Annotated in this window: 17 protein-coding genes; 5 read left to right on the top strand and 12 right to left on the bottom strand. The window is 64.5% G+C overall.

Annotated features, from left to right (window positions below; translation table 11 throughout):
• Positions 1-26 precede the first annotated feature (26 nt).
• Both BMX43_RS00720 and BMX43_RS00715 read right to left on the bottom strand, forming a co-directional pair.
• Positions 27-512, bottom strand: coding sequence for a hypothetical protein (locus BMX43_RS00720; RefSeq protein WP_139201497.1), 486 nt, complete (start codon positions 510-512; stop codon positions 27-29).
• Between the two features lie 159 nt (positions 513-671).
• Positions 672-1,469, bottom strand: coding sequence for a response regulator (locus tag BMX43_RS00715; protein ID WP_091295311.1), 798 nt, complete (start codon positions 1,467-1,469; stop codon positions 672-674).
• A 109-nt stretch (positions 1,470-1,578) separates the two neighbouring features.
• On the opposite strand from BMX43_RS00715, the gene BMX43_RS00710 reads away from it, so the two are divergent.
• The 4 genes from BMX43_RS00710 (at position 1,579) to BMX43_RS00695 (ending at position 4,400) form a co-directional block, all read left to right on the top strand.
• Positions 1,579-1,725 carry a NepR family anti-sigma factor gene (locus BMX43_RS00710; protein ID WP_091296978.1) on the top strand — a complete coding sequence of 49 codons (147 nt, stop codon included), beginning with the start codon at positions 1,579-1,581 and terminating at the stop codon, positions 1,723-1,725.
• Positions 1,722-2,297: an RNA polymerase sigma factor gene (locus BMX43_RS00705; RefSeq protein WP_091295307.1), complete on the top strand. Its 576-nt coding sequence runs from the start codon at positions 1,722-1,724 to the stop codon at positions 2,295-2,297. Before BMX43_RS00710 ends, BMX43_RS00705 begins: the two co-directional genes overlap by 4 nt.
• A complete protein-coding gene (locus BMX43_RS00700) occupies positions 2,294-4,102 on the top strand; it encodes a sensor histidine kinase (RefSeq protein ID WP_091295303.1) in 1,809 nt (602 codons plus the stop codon). The genes BMX43_RS00705 and BMX43_RS00700 overlap by 4 nt, the downstream gene beginning before the upstream one ends.
• Before the next feature lie 100 nt (positions 4,103-4,202).
• The gene (locus BMX43_RS00695; RefSeq protein ID WP_091295299.1) at positions 4,203-4,400 is read left to right on the top strand and encodes a CsbD family protein; all 198 of its coding nucleotides are present in this window, start codon (positions 4,203-4,205) and stop codon (positions 4,398-4,400) included.
• 57 nt (positions 4,401-4,457) lie between these two features.
• Here the strand turns inward: BMX43_RS00695 and BMX43_RS00690 are convergent, their stop codons facing one another.
• Positions 4,458-4,826: a hypothetical protein gene (locus BMX43_RS00690; protein ID WP_139201496.1), complete on the bottom strand. Its 369-nt coding sequence runs from the start codon at positions 4,824-4,826 to the stop codon at positions 4,458-4,460.
• A gap of 235 nt (positions 4,827-5,061) precedes the next feature.
• Here BMX43_RS00690 and BMX43_RS00685 point away from each other — a divergent pair, with 235 nt between their 5' ends.
• Positions 5,062-5,235: a DUF1328 domain-containing protein gene (locus BMX43_RS00685; RefSeq protein WP_091295292.1), complete on the top strand. Its 174-nt coding sequence runs from the start codon at positions 5,062-5,064 to the stop codon at positions 5,233-5,235.
• A gap of 28 nt (positions 5,236-5,263) precedes the next feature.
• On the opposite strand, the gene BMX43_RS00680 is transcribed toward BMX43_RS00685, so the two are convergent.
• The 9 genes from BMX43_RS00680 to chvE form a co-directional block, all read right to left on the bottom strand.
• On the bottom strand, positions 5,264-5,878 hold the full coding sequence (locus BMX43_RS00680) for a 2-dehydro-3-deoxy-6-phosphogalactonate aldolase (RefSeq protein WP_091295288.1): 615 nt from the start codon (positions 5,876-5,878) through the stop codon (positions 5,264-5,266).
• Positions 5,875-6,771 carry a 2-dehydro-3-deoxygalactonokinase gene (locus BMX43_RS00675; RefSeq protein ID WP_091295284.1) on the bottom strand — a complete coding sequence of 299 codons (897 nt, stop codon included), beginning with the start codon at positions 6,769-6,771 and terminating at the stop codon, positions 5,875-5,877. The genes BMX43_RS00680 and BMX43_RS00675 overlap by 4 nt, the downstream gene beginning before the upstream one ends.
• Complete coding sequence (locus BMX43_RS00670; protein WP_091295281.1) at positions 6,768-8,279, bottom strand: aldehyde dehydrogenase (NADP(+)); 1,512 nt, start codon at positions 8,277-8,279, stop codon at positions 6,768-6,770. Before BMX43_RS00670 ends, BMX43_RS00675 begins: the two co-directional genes overlap by 4 nt.
• Before the next feature lie 15 nt (positions 8,280-8,294).
• A complete protein-coding gene (locus BMX43_RS00665; protein WP_091295277.1) occupies positions 8,295-9,218 on the bottom strand; it encodes a Gfo/Idh/MocA family protein in 924 nt (307 codons plus the stop codon).
• Positions 9,219-10,961: an L-arabinonate dehydratase gene (araD, locus tag BMX43_RS00660; protein ID WP_091295274.1), complete on the bottom strand. Its 1,743-nt coding sequence runs from the start codon at positions 10,959-10,961 to the stop codon at positions 9,219-9,221. It lies immediately after the preceding gene.
• A gap of 8 nt (positions 10,962-10,969) precedes the next feature.
• Complete coding sequence (gene araD1, locus BMX43_RS00655; RefSeq protein WP_091295271.1) at positions 10,970-11,959, bottom strand: AraD1 family protein; 990 nt, start codon at positions 11,957-11,959, stop codon at positions 10,970-10,972.
• Positions 11,960-11,962: 3 nt separating this feature from the next.
• On the bottom strand, positions 11,963-13,150 hold the full coding sequence (mmsB, locus tag BMX43_RS00650; protein ID WP_091295268.1) for a multiple monosaccharide ABC transporter permease: 1,188 nt from the start codon (positions 13,148-13,150) through the stop codon (positions 11,963-11,965).
• A 13-nt stretch (positions 13,151-13,163) separates the two neighbouring features.
• Positions 13,164-14,684 carry a multiple monosaccharide ABC transporter ATP-binding protein gene (gene mmsA, locus BMX43_RS00645; RefSeq protein ID WP_091295264.1) on the bottom strand — a complete coding sequence of 507 codons (1,521 nt, stop codon included), beginning with the start codon at positions 14,682-14,684 and terminating at the stop codon, positions 13,164-13,166.
• A gap of 100 nt (positions 14,685-14,784) precedes the next feature.
• Complete coding sequence (gene chvE / locus BMX43_RS00640; protein ID WP_091295261.1) at positions 14,785-15,840, bottom strand: multiple monosaccharide ABC transporter substrate-binding protein; 1,056 nt, start codon at positions 15,838-15,840, stop codon at positions 14,785-14,787.
• Positions 15,841-15,937: the final 97 nt, after the last annotated feature.

Below are 15,937 nucleotides of genomic sequence, written 5' to 3'. Positions count from 1 at the left end.
CCCCATGGCAGGGGCCCGCGCAGCGCTTACTTCAGGCGTTCGACCACGTTTTCGGCAAAGGCGCTGACTAGCGCGCGATAGTGTTCGGGCGTGTCGGTCAGGCTGGTCATCGCCACGGTGCCTTCGGGCAGATAGCGGTTCGCCATCTCCATCGACACGGTGAGTTCATAGGCGTCGAACTTGGCGTTGTCGTCGCTGGAGACGTTTACCTGCCCGACGAGGATCGAATCCTGCGTGCCCATCGCGGTCTGGAAGCTGTTGGCCAGCGACACCTCGTTGATGTCAACATAGATGCGCAGGCCCTTGTCGGCGATGCGCGGCTGCACGCGCGACAGGATTGCGGCAGTCAGGTCATCTGACAAACGGCCCCAGAACCGCGCGGCGGCGGGGTTGGAAATCGCCGTCACATCGGTTTCAACCTTGACGCTTTCGACCGGCGTCAGATCTTTGGCATGGGCGGTCAGCGGCAGGGCCAAGGTGGCAAGCAGGGTCATGGCGGGAAGAATACGCATGGAAACCTCGTATGTTGTTGGGGAGTGATGTGGGGAGAACTGCTGTGTTCCCCTCCTGCACAACCAACGCGCAAGCCTGCATCCGGTTCCCCGCACCCTGTGAAGACGCAGCAAAAAGGGAGCCGCAGCCCCCTTTTTTCTTCGGTCCGGCCGCACCTGTCAGGCGGCCAGCGTTTCGGTTGAGGCAAAGAACATCGCCTGACTGACCGCCGAGCGGAGTTGTTCTTCCGAGAAGGGCTTGGTGATCAGAAAGGCCGGTTCGGGGCGCGTTCCGGTCAGCAGACGTTCAGGGAAGGCGGTGATGAAGATCACCGGCAGCGCGTCGAACTGCCCCAGAATGTCGTTCACGGCGTCGATCCCCGAGGAATTGTCGGCCAGCTGGATGTCGGCCAGGATCAGGTCGGGGCGGATGCGGGTTGCCAGCGCCACCGCCTCGTCGCGGGTACGGGCGATGCCGGTAACGGAATGGCCGATCTCGGTCACGATATCCTCGATGTCCATGGCGATGATCGCCTCATCCTCGATGATCATCACCCGACCGGCGATCGAGTTTTCCATCTCGGTTCTCGCGATGGTGATCAACTCTGCCGCCTCGGCATCGCCGATTTGCAGGATTTCGGCGATCTGATCATGCGGAAACCCTTCGATCACTGAAAGTAACAGCGCCTCGCGCGAATTGGGGGTCAGCGCGGCCATATGGCGCTGCGCCTTGGCGGCCAGTGCCGAATCCGCGTCGCCCACCGGCGCCCCGGCGCTGGCCCAGACAAGATGGAAGGCGCGGAACAGCGCCACTTTCGGGCTGGTGGCTGCAGACAGCACCGACATGTCTTCCAGCAACGCCTCCAGCGTGGCGGCGGCGAAACTGTCGCCGCTGGTCTGGCTGCCGGTCAGCGCGCGCGCATAGCGACGCAGGTAGGGCAGGTTGGCCCCGATGGCGGAAGTGAGGTCGGCAGGCATGTGATCTCCCCGTCGTGGATTCGGATCGCTTTTTCTGGGAACCAAACGCGCTGACTTGCGTTTGGTTCCATGTAAAGTTGCAGGACCGGAAAAAACCATGATGCACGAGATGACCTCAAAACCAGCAAAGTCCAGCCTGCAGCAGCAGATCGACGAAAACCTCAAGAAGGTCTACGAAGAGGCGCTGAAGGAAGAAATCCCGGATCGGTTCAAAGACCTGCTGGCGCAGCTGAAGGCGAAGGAGGCGGGCAAATGACCGTGCCCGCACACGTTCTTCCCGATCCGAGGGACGAAATTGCCCTGCATCTTCCGGCGCTGCGGGCCTTTGGCATCTCGCTGACGCGCAACCTCTCTGCGGCCGATGATCTGGTGCAGGATACCATCGTCAAGGCTTGGTCGAACATCGACAAGTTCACGCCGGGCACCGATCTGCGGGCCTGGCTGTTCACCATCCTGCGCAACACCTTCTTTTCCGACAAGCGCAAGCACAAGCGCGAGGTCGCCGACCCTGATGGCATCCACGCGCAGGGGCTTTACGACAAGCCGGAACATGACGGGCGGCTGGCCTTCGGCGAGTTTCTGCGTGCCTTCGACCAGCTTTCGCCGGAACACCGCGAGGTGCTGATTCTGGTCGGCGCCAATGGCTATTCTTGCGAGGAGGCCTCAGCAATGATCGGGGTGGCGGTAGGTACGGTGAAAAGCCGCACCAACCGCGCCCGGGCCAAGCTGGCGGCGCTGCTGGGCATGGAGGCGGGGGAGGCGATTCTGGCGCCCGACTCGGGCGAGACGCTTGCGGTGATGAGCCGATCGGGGGCGCAGGCGGCATGACGCTCGCAGAGCTGCGCGCGCGGTTGCATCCCTTTGTTTCGGGGCTGGGGTTTCGGCTGATGATCATGTTCGGCATCGTTATGATGCCGCTTGCGGTGTTGAGCTATGTGCAGACCCGTCAATACCAGACCGAAGCCGCCGCCCGGGCCGAGGCGGCAGTGCTGGGCGCCACGATGCGCGCCGCCGCCCCGCTGGTGGAAGAAATCCTGCGGGGGCAGGGGGCTGTGAACGCATTGGCCGCGGCCTTGCCCGGTGTGGTGGGCGATCCCGTGGCCTGTACGGCACTTCTGGCACGGTTTCTGGCCGAGCCGGGCAATGCGCAATACACCTTTGTGGGCTATGTCCCGCGCAATCTGCAGATGGACTGTTCGCCGCAGGGCGCGCGGGATCTGACGGCGATGGGCTATCTGCGCGACCTGATGGATGCAGGCGCCCCGAAGGTGCGGGTGAACCGCAATGGTCCGGTATCGCATCAAAGCGTGCTGATCTTCTCGCATCCGGTGCGGGATGTCCGGGGCGTGGTAATCGGTCTGGTGTCGTTGTCGCTGCCCCATGCCGCGCTGACGCTGCCAGCCGTCGCCGATGCCACGGCGAAGCCCGGCACCGATCCCGTCGCGCTGATCACCTTCGACCAGGAAGGCACCCTGCTGACCACCAGCGTCGGCCTGGATGCCGCGCCGCAGCGCCTGCCCCGTGACCGCAGCCTGAAGGCGCTGACCGGCGACGGGGCGACAAGTTTCACAGGCTATTCCGTCGGAGGGGTGGAGCGGGTCTTTGCCGTGGTGCCCTTGGCGTCGGGGTCGGTGTTTCTGTTGGGCAACTGGCCGATGACCGCGACCGATGTCACGATTTTTCGTACGCCGATCCCGATCATTGCCTACCCCGTTCTGATGTGGCTGGCGAGCCTGCTTGTGGCACATCTGGCCGCCGAGCATCAGGTCTTGCGCCATATGCGCACGCTGCGCGCCTCGATCACCTCCTTTGCGGCGGGCAACCGCCGCCTGCCGGACCTGGATCTGGATCATGCGCCGCTGGAACTGCAAAGCGTCGGCCTCGCCTTCGAGCGGATGATGGAAAGCGTGCTGCATGACGAGGCGGAGCTGGAAGATATGGTCCACCAGAAAGAGGTGCTGCTGCGCGAGGTGCATCACCGGGTGAAGAACAACTTGCAGCTCATTGCCTCGATCATCAACATGCAGATCCGCAAGGCACGCAGCCCCGAAAGCAAGACCACGCTGAAGGGGTTGCAGGACCGGGTGATGAGTCTGGCCACCATTCACCGCGAACTTTACCAGACCACCGGCCTGACCGATATCCGTGCCGACGAACTGTTGCAGCGGATTCTGGAACAGATCCTGCGGATGGGCGGCAAACCGGGCGCTCCTTTCCTTGTGGAAACCACGCTGGACGACATCCACCTGACCCCCGATCAGGCGGTGCCCCTGTCGCTTCTGGTGACCGAGGCTCTGACCAACGCGCTGAAATATGCCTCGGCGCCTGCGGGGCAGCGGCCCCGGCTGCGTGTCTGCCTGCGGCGCCTGCCGGATTGCCGGGCGGGCGTCGAGATTGCCAACAGCATCACCGGAAGCCGCGGCCCGCATCCGGCGCTGATGGAGGGCGACGCCAGCGGATCCGGGTTGGGCGAGGCGCTGGTCCGGGCCTTTGCTGCGCAGCTTGGCACAGCCGTGACCCGCGAGGAGCACGATGGCGAATTCATCCTGCGCTTTGATTTCCGCCCCAGCGCCCTGGCAAATGCCGAAGCGCGGCTGGCGGCAGATGAGCCGGAAAATACGGATATAACCTGACACATACCGGCCTGACGAATGCGGTTTTCCGGCTGCCGGGAACCCGATCACCGCTCTGGCGTTGTTCTTGCGTAACAACCATGTGAGAGGAGATCACGCCATGAACTGGGATCAGATCGAAGGTCAGTGGAAACAGGTCAAAGGCAAAGCCCGCGAAAAATGGGGCGACGTGACCGGCGACGAACTGGATCAGGCGGCAGGCAAGCGCGATCAACTGATCGGGCTGGTGCAAAGCCGCTATGGTCGCGCCAAGGAAGAGGCCGAACGTGAAGTGGAGGAATGGGGCAGCAAGCTCTGATCTGACACGCACGGAACAAGACCCGCCCCGAAAGGGGCGGGCCTTTTCTCAGGAGGCTCAGTTGCGCTGCGCCAGCGCCGCAAGGGCAAAGCGCGCCTGTTCGGCCTCCAGTCGCAGATTGTGCAGCACGGCGGCCAGATCGGGGTCCAGACCGGGCACTTGCAGCGCGGCGTCAAGGCGCTCTTGCAACCTTGCTTCCATCCCGATCAACTCTGTCGGGCCGGGGGCGACCGGGGCGATGCGGATGCGATGGACCGGGCGTTCCTTCCGGCTCAGCCGGTGGCGCAACACGACTGTCGCGCGGCGGCGGCGTACCAGAATACCCTTCAGCCCGGTCGAGGGCGTAGCGCTTTGGGCCTGTTCCAGCAAGTCGAGGCTGTCCTCCAGCGTCGTCAGAACCATGGCTATTGCGCGTCTGATCGGCATTCCCGTCTTCCATTGTCCCTGCCCGGCGCATCACCGATGCCTCAGCATTGCAAACGCATATTCGGCCCGGTGGTTCCGGCAAAAAGCTAACGCAGATCAAGATTGGACTTAAGACCGAATGTAACCTGCGCCGCGCCGAAAATGAGACAGCCGACGGAACCGGAATGGACACCCCGCGTTGACCCGGCACAGTGCGTCGGAAACGACGCCCCTTCATTGCATAAAGGAGATATCCATGCTCGGTTGGGCTCTTACCTTTCTCGTCGTCGCCCTCATCGCGGCAGCCCTTGGCTTCGGCGGCATCGCGGGCACCTCTGCAGGCATCGCGCAGATCCTGTTCGTGATCTTCATCGTGCTGTTTGTCGTGGCGATGATCGCCCGGGCGCTGCGCGGCCGGCCGCCGCTGTAAGGCGCCGACCCATGATGTGGCCGGGCGCCTATGTGGGCGCGCAGGCCGCATCATAGGCGGCGACCAGCTTGCGCGCCCGGGCCGCGATCTCTGCAACGGCAAGCCCCGGAGTATACAGCGCGGTGCCGATGCCGAACCCCGTCACCCCGGCCTTCAGCCATTGGCCAAGGGTTTCCGCCCCGGCGCCACCCACGGCAAAAACCGCCGTTTCGCGCGGCAAGACGGCGCGGATCGCCTTGATCCCTTCCGGCCCCATCACGGCGGCGGGAAAGATCTTCAGCCCGTCTGCCCCGGCGCGCAGGGCGGCAAAACACTCCGTCGGGGTGAAAACCCCGGGGAATGATGCCATCCCGGCAGCTTTGGTCGCCGCGATGACCGCCGCGTTGCAATCCGGCGAGACGATCAGTCGTCCGCCCGCCGCCCGGACCGCGCCCACCTGATCCGGCGTCAGCACTGTACCCGCGCCAATCAGGGCGTGATCGCCAAAAGCCTGTGCCATGGTGGCGATGCTGGTCAGCGGATCGGGCGAATTCAACGGCACCTCGATCCGGTCAATTCCGGCTGCAATCAGCGCGGCGGCAACAGGCGCCGCCTCGGGTGGTGTCAGGCCGCGCAGAATGGCAATCAAGGGGCGCGAGGTCATGTTGCGGCTTCCTTCAACAGGCGATGGGCGGCGCACAGGCCAGCCAGCGTGATTTCTGTGCCATCGGTTACTTCGGCGGTGCAGTTCAAGGTGGACAGGGCGATTGCATAATGGCGCGACAGTCCCCCTGCTCCGATCAGCACGACCGGGCCCCCTTGCCAGATGGCGCAGGTCGCAGCCAGTTCCAGACCGATCAGCAGGCCAGACAGCCGCGCCCGCGCTGCTCCGGGGGCAAAGCTGCCCAACAGCCCGCGCGCGCGTATTGCAAACAGATCCGTGCCCAGTCGGGCCGGGTTGGCGGCAGCCTCGGCAACGGCGGTCGTGAAGGCCGTATCATCCCATCCTTCATCCAGCCCGTGCCGCAAGACGGATTGCCCCGACAGCAGCGCGAACAACTCGCCCGTCATGCAGGTCTGGAACCGCGCCACCTTGCCCGCACGGACATGCACCCATTTCGTATGGGTGCCCGGTAGGCAGAGCGTGCCTTCAAACACGGGCCTGCCTTGCAGGAACCCGGCGATCTGGGTTTCTTCGCCGCGCATCACGTCGGGCGGCGTGGTTTGCGACAGGCCCGGCAAGATATGCAGGGTGAAACGCGGATCGGCGGGTTCTACCCTGTGAAATGGCAGGCCAAGTGGGGGGCAGGGTACGGCGCGATAGGCCGCCTCTGACCAGCCTTGCCGCGCGCCGACCATGCCGCAGGCGATGACCGGCAGGGGCGCGCCGGTCAGCCAGCCGCCGATCAGCCGCAGTAGCGCGGGCTCGAACCCGTCTTGGCCCAGCCGCCCCATGCCATCGGCGGACTGCGCTTCGGCCAAAACACTGTCGCCCCGCATGGCCCAGACCCGCAAGGCCGAGGTGCCCCAATCCGCCGCGATCCAGTCAGGTGTCACCGCAGATCCTCCGGCAGGATTTCGGCGGGCAGGTTCTGATACGAAACTGGCCGCAGGAACCTGCGGATTGCCATTGTTCCGACGGATGTTGCGCCGAAATTGGTCGAGGCGGGGTAGGGGCCGCCATGGACCATGGCGTCGCAGACCTCGACCCCGGTGGGGAAGCCGTTGGCCAGCACCCGGCCCGCCTTGCGTTCCAGAATGGGCAGCAAGGTGCGGGCGAGGGCGGCATCTTCCGCATCCATGTGCAGGGTCGCCGTCAGTTGCCCTTCAAAGCTGCGGGCGATCTGTGCCATCTCTTCGGGTGTGTCCGCCGTGACGATCAGGCCCAGAGGCCCGAAGACCTCTGCGCTCAGCGTATGATTGCCCAGCCAGTCGCGGCCCTTCACGAGGAAAAGCTGCGGTGTGGCCTGCCGTCGGTCGCATACCTGCGTCAGCAGCGCGCGCACGCCGGGGGCAGCCTCGATCCGGTCGCGGCCCTGCACATAGGCCGTTGCGATTCCGTCTGTCAGCATCACCTGCGCACCGACCGCGCGCAGGGCAGAAAGCGTTGCCTCGGCCAGCGCCCCGGCCTGATCGGCCAGCACGACGGCGATACCGGGGTTGGTGCAGAACTGACCCGCGCCCATGGTCAGCGATCCGGCCCATCCCTTGGCGATTCCCTCGCCCCGGGCCGACATTGCGGTCGGAAGAATGAACATGGGGTTAACGGAACCCAATTCTCCGAAAAACGGGATCGGCTCGGGCCGCTGCGCGCACAGATCGAACAGCGCCCGCCCGCCGGCCAGCGATCCCGTGAAACCCACGGCTTTTATAAACGGATTGGTAACGAGTGCCGTGCCAACATCCCGCTTGCCGCCCTGAATCAGGCTGAACACACCGGGAGGAAGATTGCATGACAGAATCGCCGCATGAATGGCTTCGGCCACGATCTCGCCCGTGCCGGGATGGGCCGAATGGCCTTTGACCACGACGGGGCAGCCCGCTGCCAGCGCCGACGCCGTGTCGCCCCCGGCGGTGGAGAAGGCGAGCGGGAAGTTGGAGGCGCCGAACACCGCGACAGGGCCGATGGGCCGCTGCATCAGCCGGATTTCCGGGCGGGGCAGCGGTTGGCGGTCGGGCAGGGCCGGATCAATACGGCGATCAAGGTAATCGCCCTTGCGGATATGGCTGGCGAACAGGCGCAACTGGCCCGTGGTGCGCCCGCGTTCGCCCTGCAGGCGGGCGGCGGGCAGGCCGGTTTCCTGCGTGCCGATCTCGGTGATCGCCTCGGCGCGGGCCTCGATCTCGTCGGCGATGGTGTCCAGGAACGTGGCACGGGTGTCGCGCGAACTGTAGCCGTAGGACCAGAACGCCGCTTCCGCCGCGGCGCAGGCCTCGTTGACCTGCTGCGCGCTGCCCATCGCGAACTCGTGCGACGGGCCATGCGCCGGTTCGCTGGCAAAGGTCTCGGCGCCGCCAAGCCACTGCCCGGCGATCAGATGCTTGCCATGGGGGGTGAAGGTCATCGCCTTGTCCTTTGTTCAGAAATCGAAATCGGCCACCGTCACGCGGCGACCGAGCGTCATCGCATCGGCGACATGCACCATGGGCGCGAGATCGACATCGCTTTGCCCGGTGCGGACCAGCGCCGCCATCCGGGCATAAAGCGCCGGATATTCGCCCATGATGCTGTCTTCGCCGGCAATTTCGGCGCCGTTGATGTGCAGCTTGTTGCCGCCCTGCTCCAGCCGAAGCGCGCCATCCGGGGTTTCCACGGCGATATCCCAAGTCTGCTTGCCGGTCTGACGCCAGTCGAAATCGGCGCTGACATGGCCAGAGAACTGAAGCTGCGCCGCAATCGGCGTGGCGCGGTTGGTGGGAAATTCCAGCGTGGCCGACGTCAGATGCACCGGCCCAGGCAGGATTTCCGTCAGGATCGACAGGGCGTTGATGCCGGGATCGAAGACGCCCATGCCGCCCGGTTCAAACACCCAGTCCTGCCCCGGATGCCAGTGCCGCACATCCTCGCGCCAGGTGATATGGGCGCGGGTGACGGTCTTGCCCGCCAGCCAGGCCTTTGCCCCGGCAACCCCCATCGCCATGCGCGAATGCCAGGTGGCAAACAGCGTCAGCCCGCGTGCGGCGGCCATGGCTTGCAGCGCATGAACCTCGGCCAGAGTGGCGCCGGGTGGTTTTTCCAGCATCACATGGCGCCCGGCGGCGAGGCAGGCTGCGGCCACCTCATAGCGCGGCACGGGCGGCAGGCAGAGAGAGACCACGCTGACATCCGGGCAGGCGGCCAGCATGGCAGCGGTGTCAGAAAACGTCTCCACCCCCGCAACATGGCCCTGACGCGACACCGCCGCCGCCAACTGCCAATCGGGCGAGGCGGCGAGGGCCGGGATATGCTGGTCACGGGCGATCTTGCCGATGCCGACCAGCGCGATTTTCAAAGTTGCGGGCATCTAGTGCGAATCCTTCCCGACCGGCGATCCGCGACATCCTTTCAGGAAATCCAGATCCGCGCCGGTATCGGCCCCTTCCACATGCGCCTGATGCAGCCAGGCATAGCCGGAGGCCGCCTGCTCATGCGCGGGTTGCCAGGTGGCCAGGCGCGCGGCGAGCTCCGCTTCCGAAATGTCCAGATGCAGCCGCCGGTTCGGCACGTCGAGTTCGATGAAATCGCCGCTTCGCACCACCGCCAGCGGCCCGCCCGCCGCCGCCTCGGGCGAGGTGTGCAGCACCACGGTGCCGTAAGCGGTGCCCGACATGCGCGCGTCGGAAATGCGCACCATATCGGTGATGCCCTTGCGCAGCACCTTGGGCGGCAGGCCCATATTGCCCACCTCGGCCATGCCGGGATAGCCCTTCGGGCCACAATTCTTCAGCACCATGACGCAGGATTCATCAATATCCAGCGCCTCGTCGTCGATCTTTGCCTTGTAGTCGTCGATATCCTCGAACACCACGGCGCGGCCGCGATGCGCCATCAGATGCGCACTGGCCGCCGAGGGTTTCAGCACCGCCCCTTTCGGCGCAAGGTTGCCCTTCACCACCACGATGCCGCCCGATTGCGCCAGCGCCTTTTCGGCGGGCAGGATCACGTCGTCATTGTGGTTGGCGACATCCTTCACCTCGTCCCATATGGTCGCGCCGGAAACGGTCAGAGCGTCGCGGTGCAGCAGCCCTGCCTCGCCCAGCCGTTTCAGCACCACGGGCAGGCCACCGGCATAAAAGAACTCTTCCATCAGATACTTGCCCGAAGGCATCAGGTTCACCACCGTCGGCACGTCGCGCCCGCAGCGGTCCCAGTCATCCAGCGTCAGATCCACGCCCACCCGGCCCGCGATGGCCAGCAGGTGGATCACGGCGTTGGTAGACCCGCCGATGGCCGCATTGGTGCGGATGGCGTTTTCAAAGGCCGCTTTCGTCATCACGTCCGAGGGTTTCAGATCGTCCTTCACCATCTGAACGATGCGCCGCCCGGTCATCTGCGCCATGACCCGGCGGCGGCTGTCCACCGCCGGGATCGCGGCATTGCCCGACAGCGCCATCCCCAGCGCCTCGGCCATGCTCGCCATTGTGGAGGCGGTGCCCATCGTATTGCAGGTGCCCGACGAGCGGGACATCGAGGCTTCGGCCTCCAGAAACTCCTCTTGCGTCATCTCGCCCGCTTTCACCGCTTCGGAGAATTTCCACAGATGCGTGCCGGACCCGACCCGCTCGCCCCGGAAATAGCCGTTCAGCATCGGCCCGCCGGTCACCACGATCGACGGGATGTCGGTCGAGGCGGCGGCCATCAGCAGGCTGGGGGTCGTCTTGTCGCAGCCGACCAGCAGCACCGCACCATCCATCGGCTGACCGCGCATCGCCTCTTCGGTCGCCAGGGCAGCGAGGTTGCGATACATCATCGCGGTGGGGCGGAAGGTGTTTTCGCTGGCAGAGAAGACCGGCACCTCCACCGGAAACCCGCCCGCCTCCCAGACCCCAGCCTTCACCTTTTCGGCCAGTTCGCGCAGGTGCCCGTTGCAGGGCGTCAGGTCCGACCAGGTGTTCAGGATGCCGATGATCGGGCGCCCGTCGAACAGATCATGCGGATAGCCCTGATTTTTCATCCAGCCCCGGTGATAGATCGTGTCGCGCGAGGTGCCGCCATACCAGTGTTGCGAACGCAGTTTGCGGGGCCAGGGGGCGGGTTTGAATGTCATGGCAGACCTCAGAGAGCTTTGACCGCAAGCGCCGCGGTTTCGCCGGGCGCCAGGACAAGGGGGTTGCGCAGGGGCAGGCCGAAGCCGGGGGCCTCGATCTCGAACTCATCGCCGGGGGCGGTGGTGACGCCATCCGCGAAGGACAGCGTGGCGGTGCCGAAGAAATGCACATGCACATCCCCGGGCTGGCGGAACAGGTCATATTTGAAATGGTGATGTTCCAGATTGGACAGCGTGTGGCTCATGTTCGCCTCGCCCGACAGGAAGGGCTTTTCCCAGATCACCGCGCCACCGCGCCAGATGCGGCTGCGGCCCTCCACATGGGTGGGCAGATCGCCCAGCAGCAGTTCAGGGCCATAAGACGCCGGGCGCAGTTTGGAGTGGGCGAGCCAGAGGTAATTGCCGCGTTCCGTCACATGATCGGAAAACTCGTTCCCCAGCGCAAAGCCAAGCCGGAAGGGGGTGCCATCAGGGCCGATCAGGTAAATTCCGGCAATTTCCGGCTCTTCGCCCGCGTCGCGGGCAAAACCGGGCGAGACGAGCGGGGCGCCGGGGGCGATGGCGGCATGGCCGTTGCCCTTGTAGAACCATTCAGGCTGGGCGCCGACATGGCCCGCAGCGGGTTTGCCGCCTTCAAGCCCCATGCGGAACATCTTCATGCTGTCGGTCATCTGGTCCGGGTCGGCCTTGGCGTGCATCGCGTCGCGGGTGGCGGCGCTGCCCAGATGGGTCAGCCCCGTGCCGGTCAGATGCAGATGCGCCGGGTCGGCGTGATCGACCGGCAGCAGCACCCGCCCCTCGGCCAGGGCGGCAGCCAGATCGACCGGTGCGCCCGGGCCGCGCGCGGCCACCTCGGCGGCGAGGCTGTGGCCTGCCGCGATGGCCGCCTGAGCGAGGTCGATCACCGAGGTTACGCCGGGCACCAGATGGGCCGCCTCACCCTGCCGCGCCACAACGGCGCGCGCCCCGGTTTCTGTGCGGATTTGCGAAAGGAACATGGTTCAGCCCTGCTTCTGTTTGTTGTAGACATCGAAGAACACGGCGGCCAGCAGCACGAGGCCCTTGATGACCTGCTGATAGTCGATGCCGATCCCCATGATCGACATACCGTTGTTCATCACGCCCATGATGAAGGCGCCAACCACCGCCCCCACGATCTTGCCCGCCCCGCCCGACATCGAGGCCCCGCCGATGAACACGGCGGCGATCACGTCCAGCTCCACCCCGAAACCGGCTTTCGGCGTGGCGGTGTTCAGGCGCGCGGCGAAGACCAGCCCGCCCAGTGCCGCCAGCGCCCCCATGTTCACGAAGGTCAGAAAGGTCAGCCGTTCGGTCTTGATCCCCGAAAGCTTGGCCGCCTTTTCATTGCCGCCAATGGCATAGACACGGCGGCCCAGCGTGGTGCGTTCGGTCACAAAGGCATAAAGGGCGGTCAGAACGGCCATCGAGATCAGCACATTGGGCAGGCCGCGAAAGCCTGCCAGCTTCCAGATCACGAACATCAGCGCGGCCGAGACGATCACGTTGCGCGCCACGAAAAAGCTCGTCGGTTCGTCCTCGATGCCGTAGCGGGTGTTGCGGGCGCGGGTTTTCACCCCCATCCAGACCAGCACGGCCACTGCGATGATCCCGGCCGCCAGCGCCGTGACATTGGGTTTTCCGACGCCGAACAGATCAGGGATGAACCCGTTGGACAGGGACTGAAAGCTCTTGGGGAAGGGGCCGACAGATTGCCCCTCCAGCAGCCACAGCGACAGGCCGCGGAACACCAGCATCCCGGCCAGCGTCACGATGAAGGAGGGGATGCGCCAGAAAGCCACGAAATAGCCCTGTGCCGCCCCGATCAAGGCACCGACCAGCAGGCTGACCGGGATGACCACGGCGATGGGCAGGTGCCATTCGACGATCAGCACCGCCGCCAGCGCGCCCACGAACCCCATGACCGAGCCGACCGACAGGTCGATATGCCCGGCCACGATCACCATCAGCATCCCCAGCGCCATGATGATGATATAGCTGTTCTGCAGGAACAGGTTGGTGATGTTCACCGGCTTCAGCAGCGTGCCCTCGGTCACGATCTGGAAGAACAGCATGATGGCGATCAGCGCGAACAGAAGCCCGTATTCGCGCATGTGTTTCAGCAGATAGGCCCCGATCCCGCCGGCAGCCCGTGCATTGGGTTGGTTCATTTTCCCCCCTCCCCTATTCCGTGACGATGAGCGACATGATGCGCTCTTGTGTGGCCTCGGCGGCGGGCAGTTCGCCCACGAAGGCGCCTTCGTTCATCACATAGATCCGGTCGCACATGCCCAGCAGTTCCGGCATTTCCGACGAGATCATCAGAACGGCTTTGCCCTGCGCACTCAGGTCATTGATGATGCTGTAGATTTCGTATTTCGCGCCCACGTCGATGCCCCGGGTCGGTTCATCGAGGATCAGCACCTCGGGTTCGGTGAACAGCCATTTCGACAGCACCACCTTCTGCTGGTTGCCGCCCGACAGGTTCATCACCTTCTGGAACACCGAGGGCGTGCGGATGCGCATGGCGGCGCGATAGGACTCGGCCACCTCGGTTTCGCGCGCCTCGTTGATGACCCCGGCCTTCGACACGGCGCCAAGGTTTGCCAGCGTGGTGTTGCGCTGGATCGTCTCGTCCAAAATCAGGCCCAGCGATTTGCGGTCTTCGGTCACATAGGCCAGACCGGCTTCGATGGCGCGGCTGACGGTCGAAGTATCGACCGGCTTGCCGTGAATCTGCACCGTGCCGGAAATGCGCCGCCCATAGCTGTGGCCGAACAGGCTCATGGCGAATTCGGTGCGGCCCGATCCCATCAGCCCCGCGATCCCCACCACTTCACCCGCGCGGACGTTCAGCTTGACGCCCTTGATCACCTGCCGCTCGGCATGATCGGGGTGCCAGACGCGCCAGTCTGCCACCTCCATCACCATCTCGCCCGCGCGGCGGGGCCGGTCGGGATAGCGATGCGCCATGTCGCGCCCCACCATGTCGCGCACGATGCGATCTTCGGTGATGGACTCGCTGCGGGCATCCAGCGTCGAGACCGTGGTGCCGTCGCGGATCACCGTCACGCTGTCGGCCACGCGTTTCACCTCGTTCAGCTTGTGGCTGATGATGATCGAGGTCACGCCCTGCGCCTTCAGCTCCAGCAACAGATCCAGCAGCGCCTGACTGTCGCTTTCCGACAGGGCGGCGGTGGGTTCATCAAGGATCAGCAGCCGCACGTCTTTCGACAGGGCCTTGGCGATTTCCACCAGTTGCTGCTTGCCGACGCCCAGCTTGTCCACCTGCGTGGCGGGCGGCTCTTTCAGGCCGACCTTCTTCAGCAGGGCCTCGGTCTGGCGGAAAGTATCCTGCCAGTTGATCACGCCACCTTTGGCGCGTTCATTGCCGATGAACAGGTTTTCGGCAATGGACAGCAGCGGCACCAGCGCCAGTTCCTGATGGATGATGATGATGCCGCGATCCTCGCTGTCGCGGATGTCGCGGAACTGGGCGATCTTGCCCTCGTAATGGATTTCACCCTCATAGCTGCCTGCCGGATAGACGCCCGAAAGCACCTTCATCAGGGTGGATTTCCCGGCACCGTTCTCGCCGCAAATGGCGTGAATCTCGCCCTGCCGGACAATGAGGTTCACCTGATCCAGCGCCTTGACGCCCGGAAAGGTTTTGGTGATCGCGCGCATTTCCAGCAATGCGGTCATGGTCGGCCTCCGACATGGTGCCCTGAACGGGGGCACAATAAAGGGTGGGTCGCCCGCCGCTGTGGCAGCGGACGACCCGGCGGTCCGGGAGGAGGACGCGTTACTGGATCTGGTCCTTGGTGTAGTAGCCTGACCCGATCAGCACGGATTCCCAGTTGGTCGCATCGACCGAAACGGGTTCCAGCAGATAGGACGGCACGACTTTCACGCCGTTGTCATAGGTGGTGGTGTCGTTGATCTGCGGCTCGGTGCCTTTCAGCATGGCATCCACCATGCCGACGGTGACCTTGGCCAGTTCGCGGGTGTCCTTGAACACGGTCGAATACTGCTCGCCCGCGAGGATGGATTTCACCGATTGCACCTCGGCATCTTGGCCCGAAACAATCGGCATCTTCATGTCGCCCGACCCGTAGCCCACGCCTTTCAGCGAGGACAGGATGCCGATCGACAGCCCGTCATAGGGCGACAGCACGCCATGCACCTGTTTGTCGGTGTAATTGGCCGACAGCAGGTTATCCATCCGCGATTGCGCCACGGCGCCATCCCAACGCAGGGTGCCCACCTTGTCCATCCCGGTCTGGCCGGAACCGATGACGATCTCGCCGGAATCGATCAGCGGCTGCAACACCGACATGGCGCCATCATAGAAGAAATAGGCGTTGTTGTCGTCGGGGCTGCCGCCGAACAGTTCGACATTCCACGGTTTCACGTCGGGAAAGCGTTCCTTCAGCCCGTTCACCACGCTGGTGGCCTGTTGCACGCCGACCTTGAAATTGTCGAAGGTGGCGTAATAGCTGACATCACCGCTGTCGCGGATCAGGCGGTCATAGGCGATCACCTTGATGTCGGCGGCGGCGGCGTTTTCCAGTGCGTTCGACAGGGTGGTGCCGTCAATCGCGGCGATCACCAGCACATCCACGCCCTTGGTGATCATGTTCTCGATCTGGGCCAACTGGTTGGGAATATCGTCTTCTGCATATTGCAGGTCGGTTTCATAGCCGGCTTCGGTGAACTGCTTCACCATGGAATCGCCGTCCGAGATCCAGCGGGCGGAAGATTTCGTCGGCATAGAGATGCCCACAGTTTCGGCGGCGGCCTGCATTGCGATGAACGAGGCGCACATCGCCAGCGCTGCGGCGACGGATTTGAGTTTCATTGTTCTCTCCCTGACATGGGCGGGCCCGTCCTCCGGCCTCCGCCCGTCTCCTCCTCCGGCCGCTCGAATCGAGAGACCTGCGGTTGTTCTAGTTGAC

It is taken from the genome of Gemmobacter aquatilis (assembly GCF_900110025.1).
Taxonomy (GTDB): domain Bacteria; phylum Pseudomonadota; class Alphaproteobacteria; order Rhodobacterales; family Rhodobacteraceae; genus Gemmobacter; species Gemmobacter aquatilis.
The sequence above is the reverse complement of the archived record's forward strand: the minus strand, read 5'-3'. Positions and strand labels throughout refer to the sequence as shown.

Coding starts and splice junctions, on each gene's coding strand:
- BMX43_RS00720 (WP_139201497.1), bottom strand. CDS start 512: ATGCGTATTCTTCCCGCCATGACCCTGCTTGCCACCTTGGCCCTGCCG.
- BMX43_RS00715 (WP_091295311.1), bottom strand. CDS start 1,469: ATGCCTGCCGACCTCACTTCCGCCATCGGGGCCAACCTGCCCTACCTG.
- BMX43_RS00710 (WP_091296978.1), top strand. CDS start 1,579: ATGACCTCAAAACCAGCAAAGTCCAGCCTGCAGCAGCAGATCGACGAA.
- BMX43_RS00705 (WP_091295307.1), top strand. CDS start 1,722: ATGACCGTGCCCGCACACGTTCTTCCCGATCCGAGGGACGAAATTGCC.
- BMX43_RS00700 (WP_091295303.1), top strand. CDS start 2,294: ATGACGCTCGCAGAGCTGCGCGCGCGGTTGCATCCCTTTGTTTCGGGG.
- BMX43_RS00695 (WP_091295299.1), top strand. CDS start 4,203: ATGAACTGGGATCAGATCGAAGGTCAGTGGAAACAGGTCAAAGGCAAA.
- BMX43_RS00690 (WP_139201496.1), bottom strand. CDS start 4,826: ATGCCGATCAGACGCGCAATAGCCATGGTTCTGACGACGCTGGAGGAC.
- BMX43_RS00685 (WP_091295292.1), top strand. CDS start 5,062: ATGCTCGGTTGGGCTCTTACCTTTCTCGTCGTCGCCCTCATCGCGGCA.
- BMX43_RS00680 (WP_091295288.1), bottom strand. CDS start 5,878: ATGACCTCGCGCCCCTTGATTGCCATTCTGCGCGGCCTGACACCACCC.
- BMX43_RS00670 (WP_091295281.1), bottom strand. CDS start 8,279: ATGACCTTCACCCCCCATGGCAAGCATCTGATCGCCGGGCAGTGGCTT.
- BMX43_RS00665 (WP_091295277.1), bottom strand. CDS start 9,218: ATGCCCGCAACTTTGAAAATCGCGCTGGTCGGCATCGGCAAGATCGCC.
- araD (WP_091295274.1), bottom strand. CDS start 10,961: ATGACATTCAAACCCGCCCCCTGGCCCCGCAAACTGCGTTCGCAACAC.
- araD1 (WP_091295271.1), bottom strand. CDS start 11,959: ATGTTCCTTTCGCAAATCCGCACAGAAACCGGGGCGCGCGCCGTTGTG.
- mmsB (WP_091295268.1), bottom strand. CDS start 13,150: ATGAACCAACCCAATGCACGGGCTGCCGGCGGGATCGGGGCCTATCTG.
- mmsA (WP_091295264.1), bottom strand. CDS start 14,684: ATGACCGCATTGCTGGAAATGCGCGCGATCACCAAAACCTTTCCGGGC.
- chvE (WP_091295261.1), bottom strand. CDS start 15,840: ATGAAACTCAAATCCGTCGCCGCAGCGCTGGCGATGTGCGCCTCGTTC.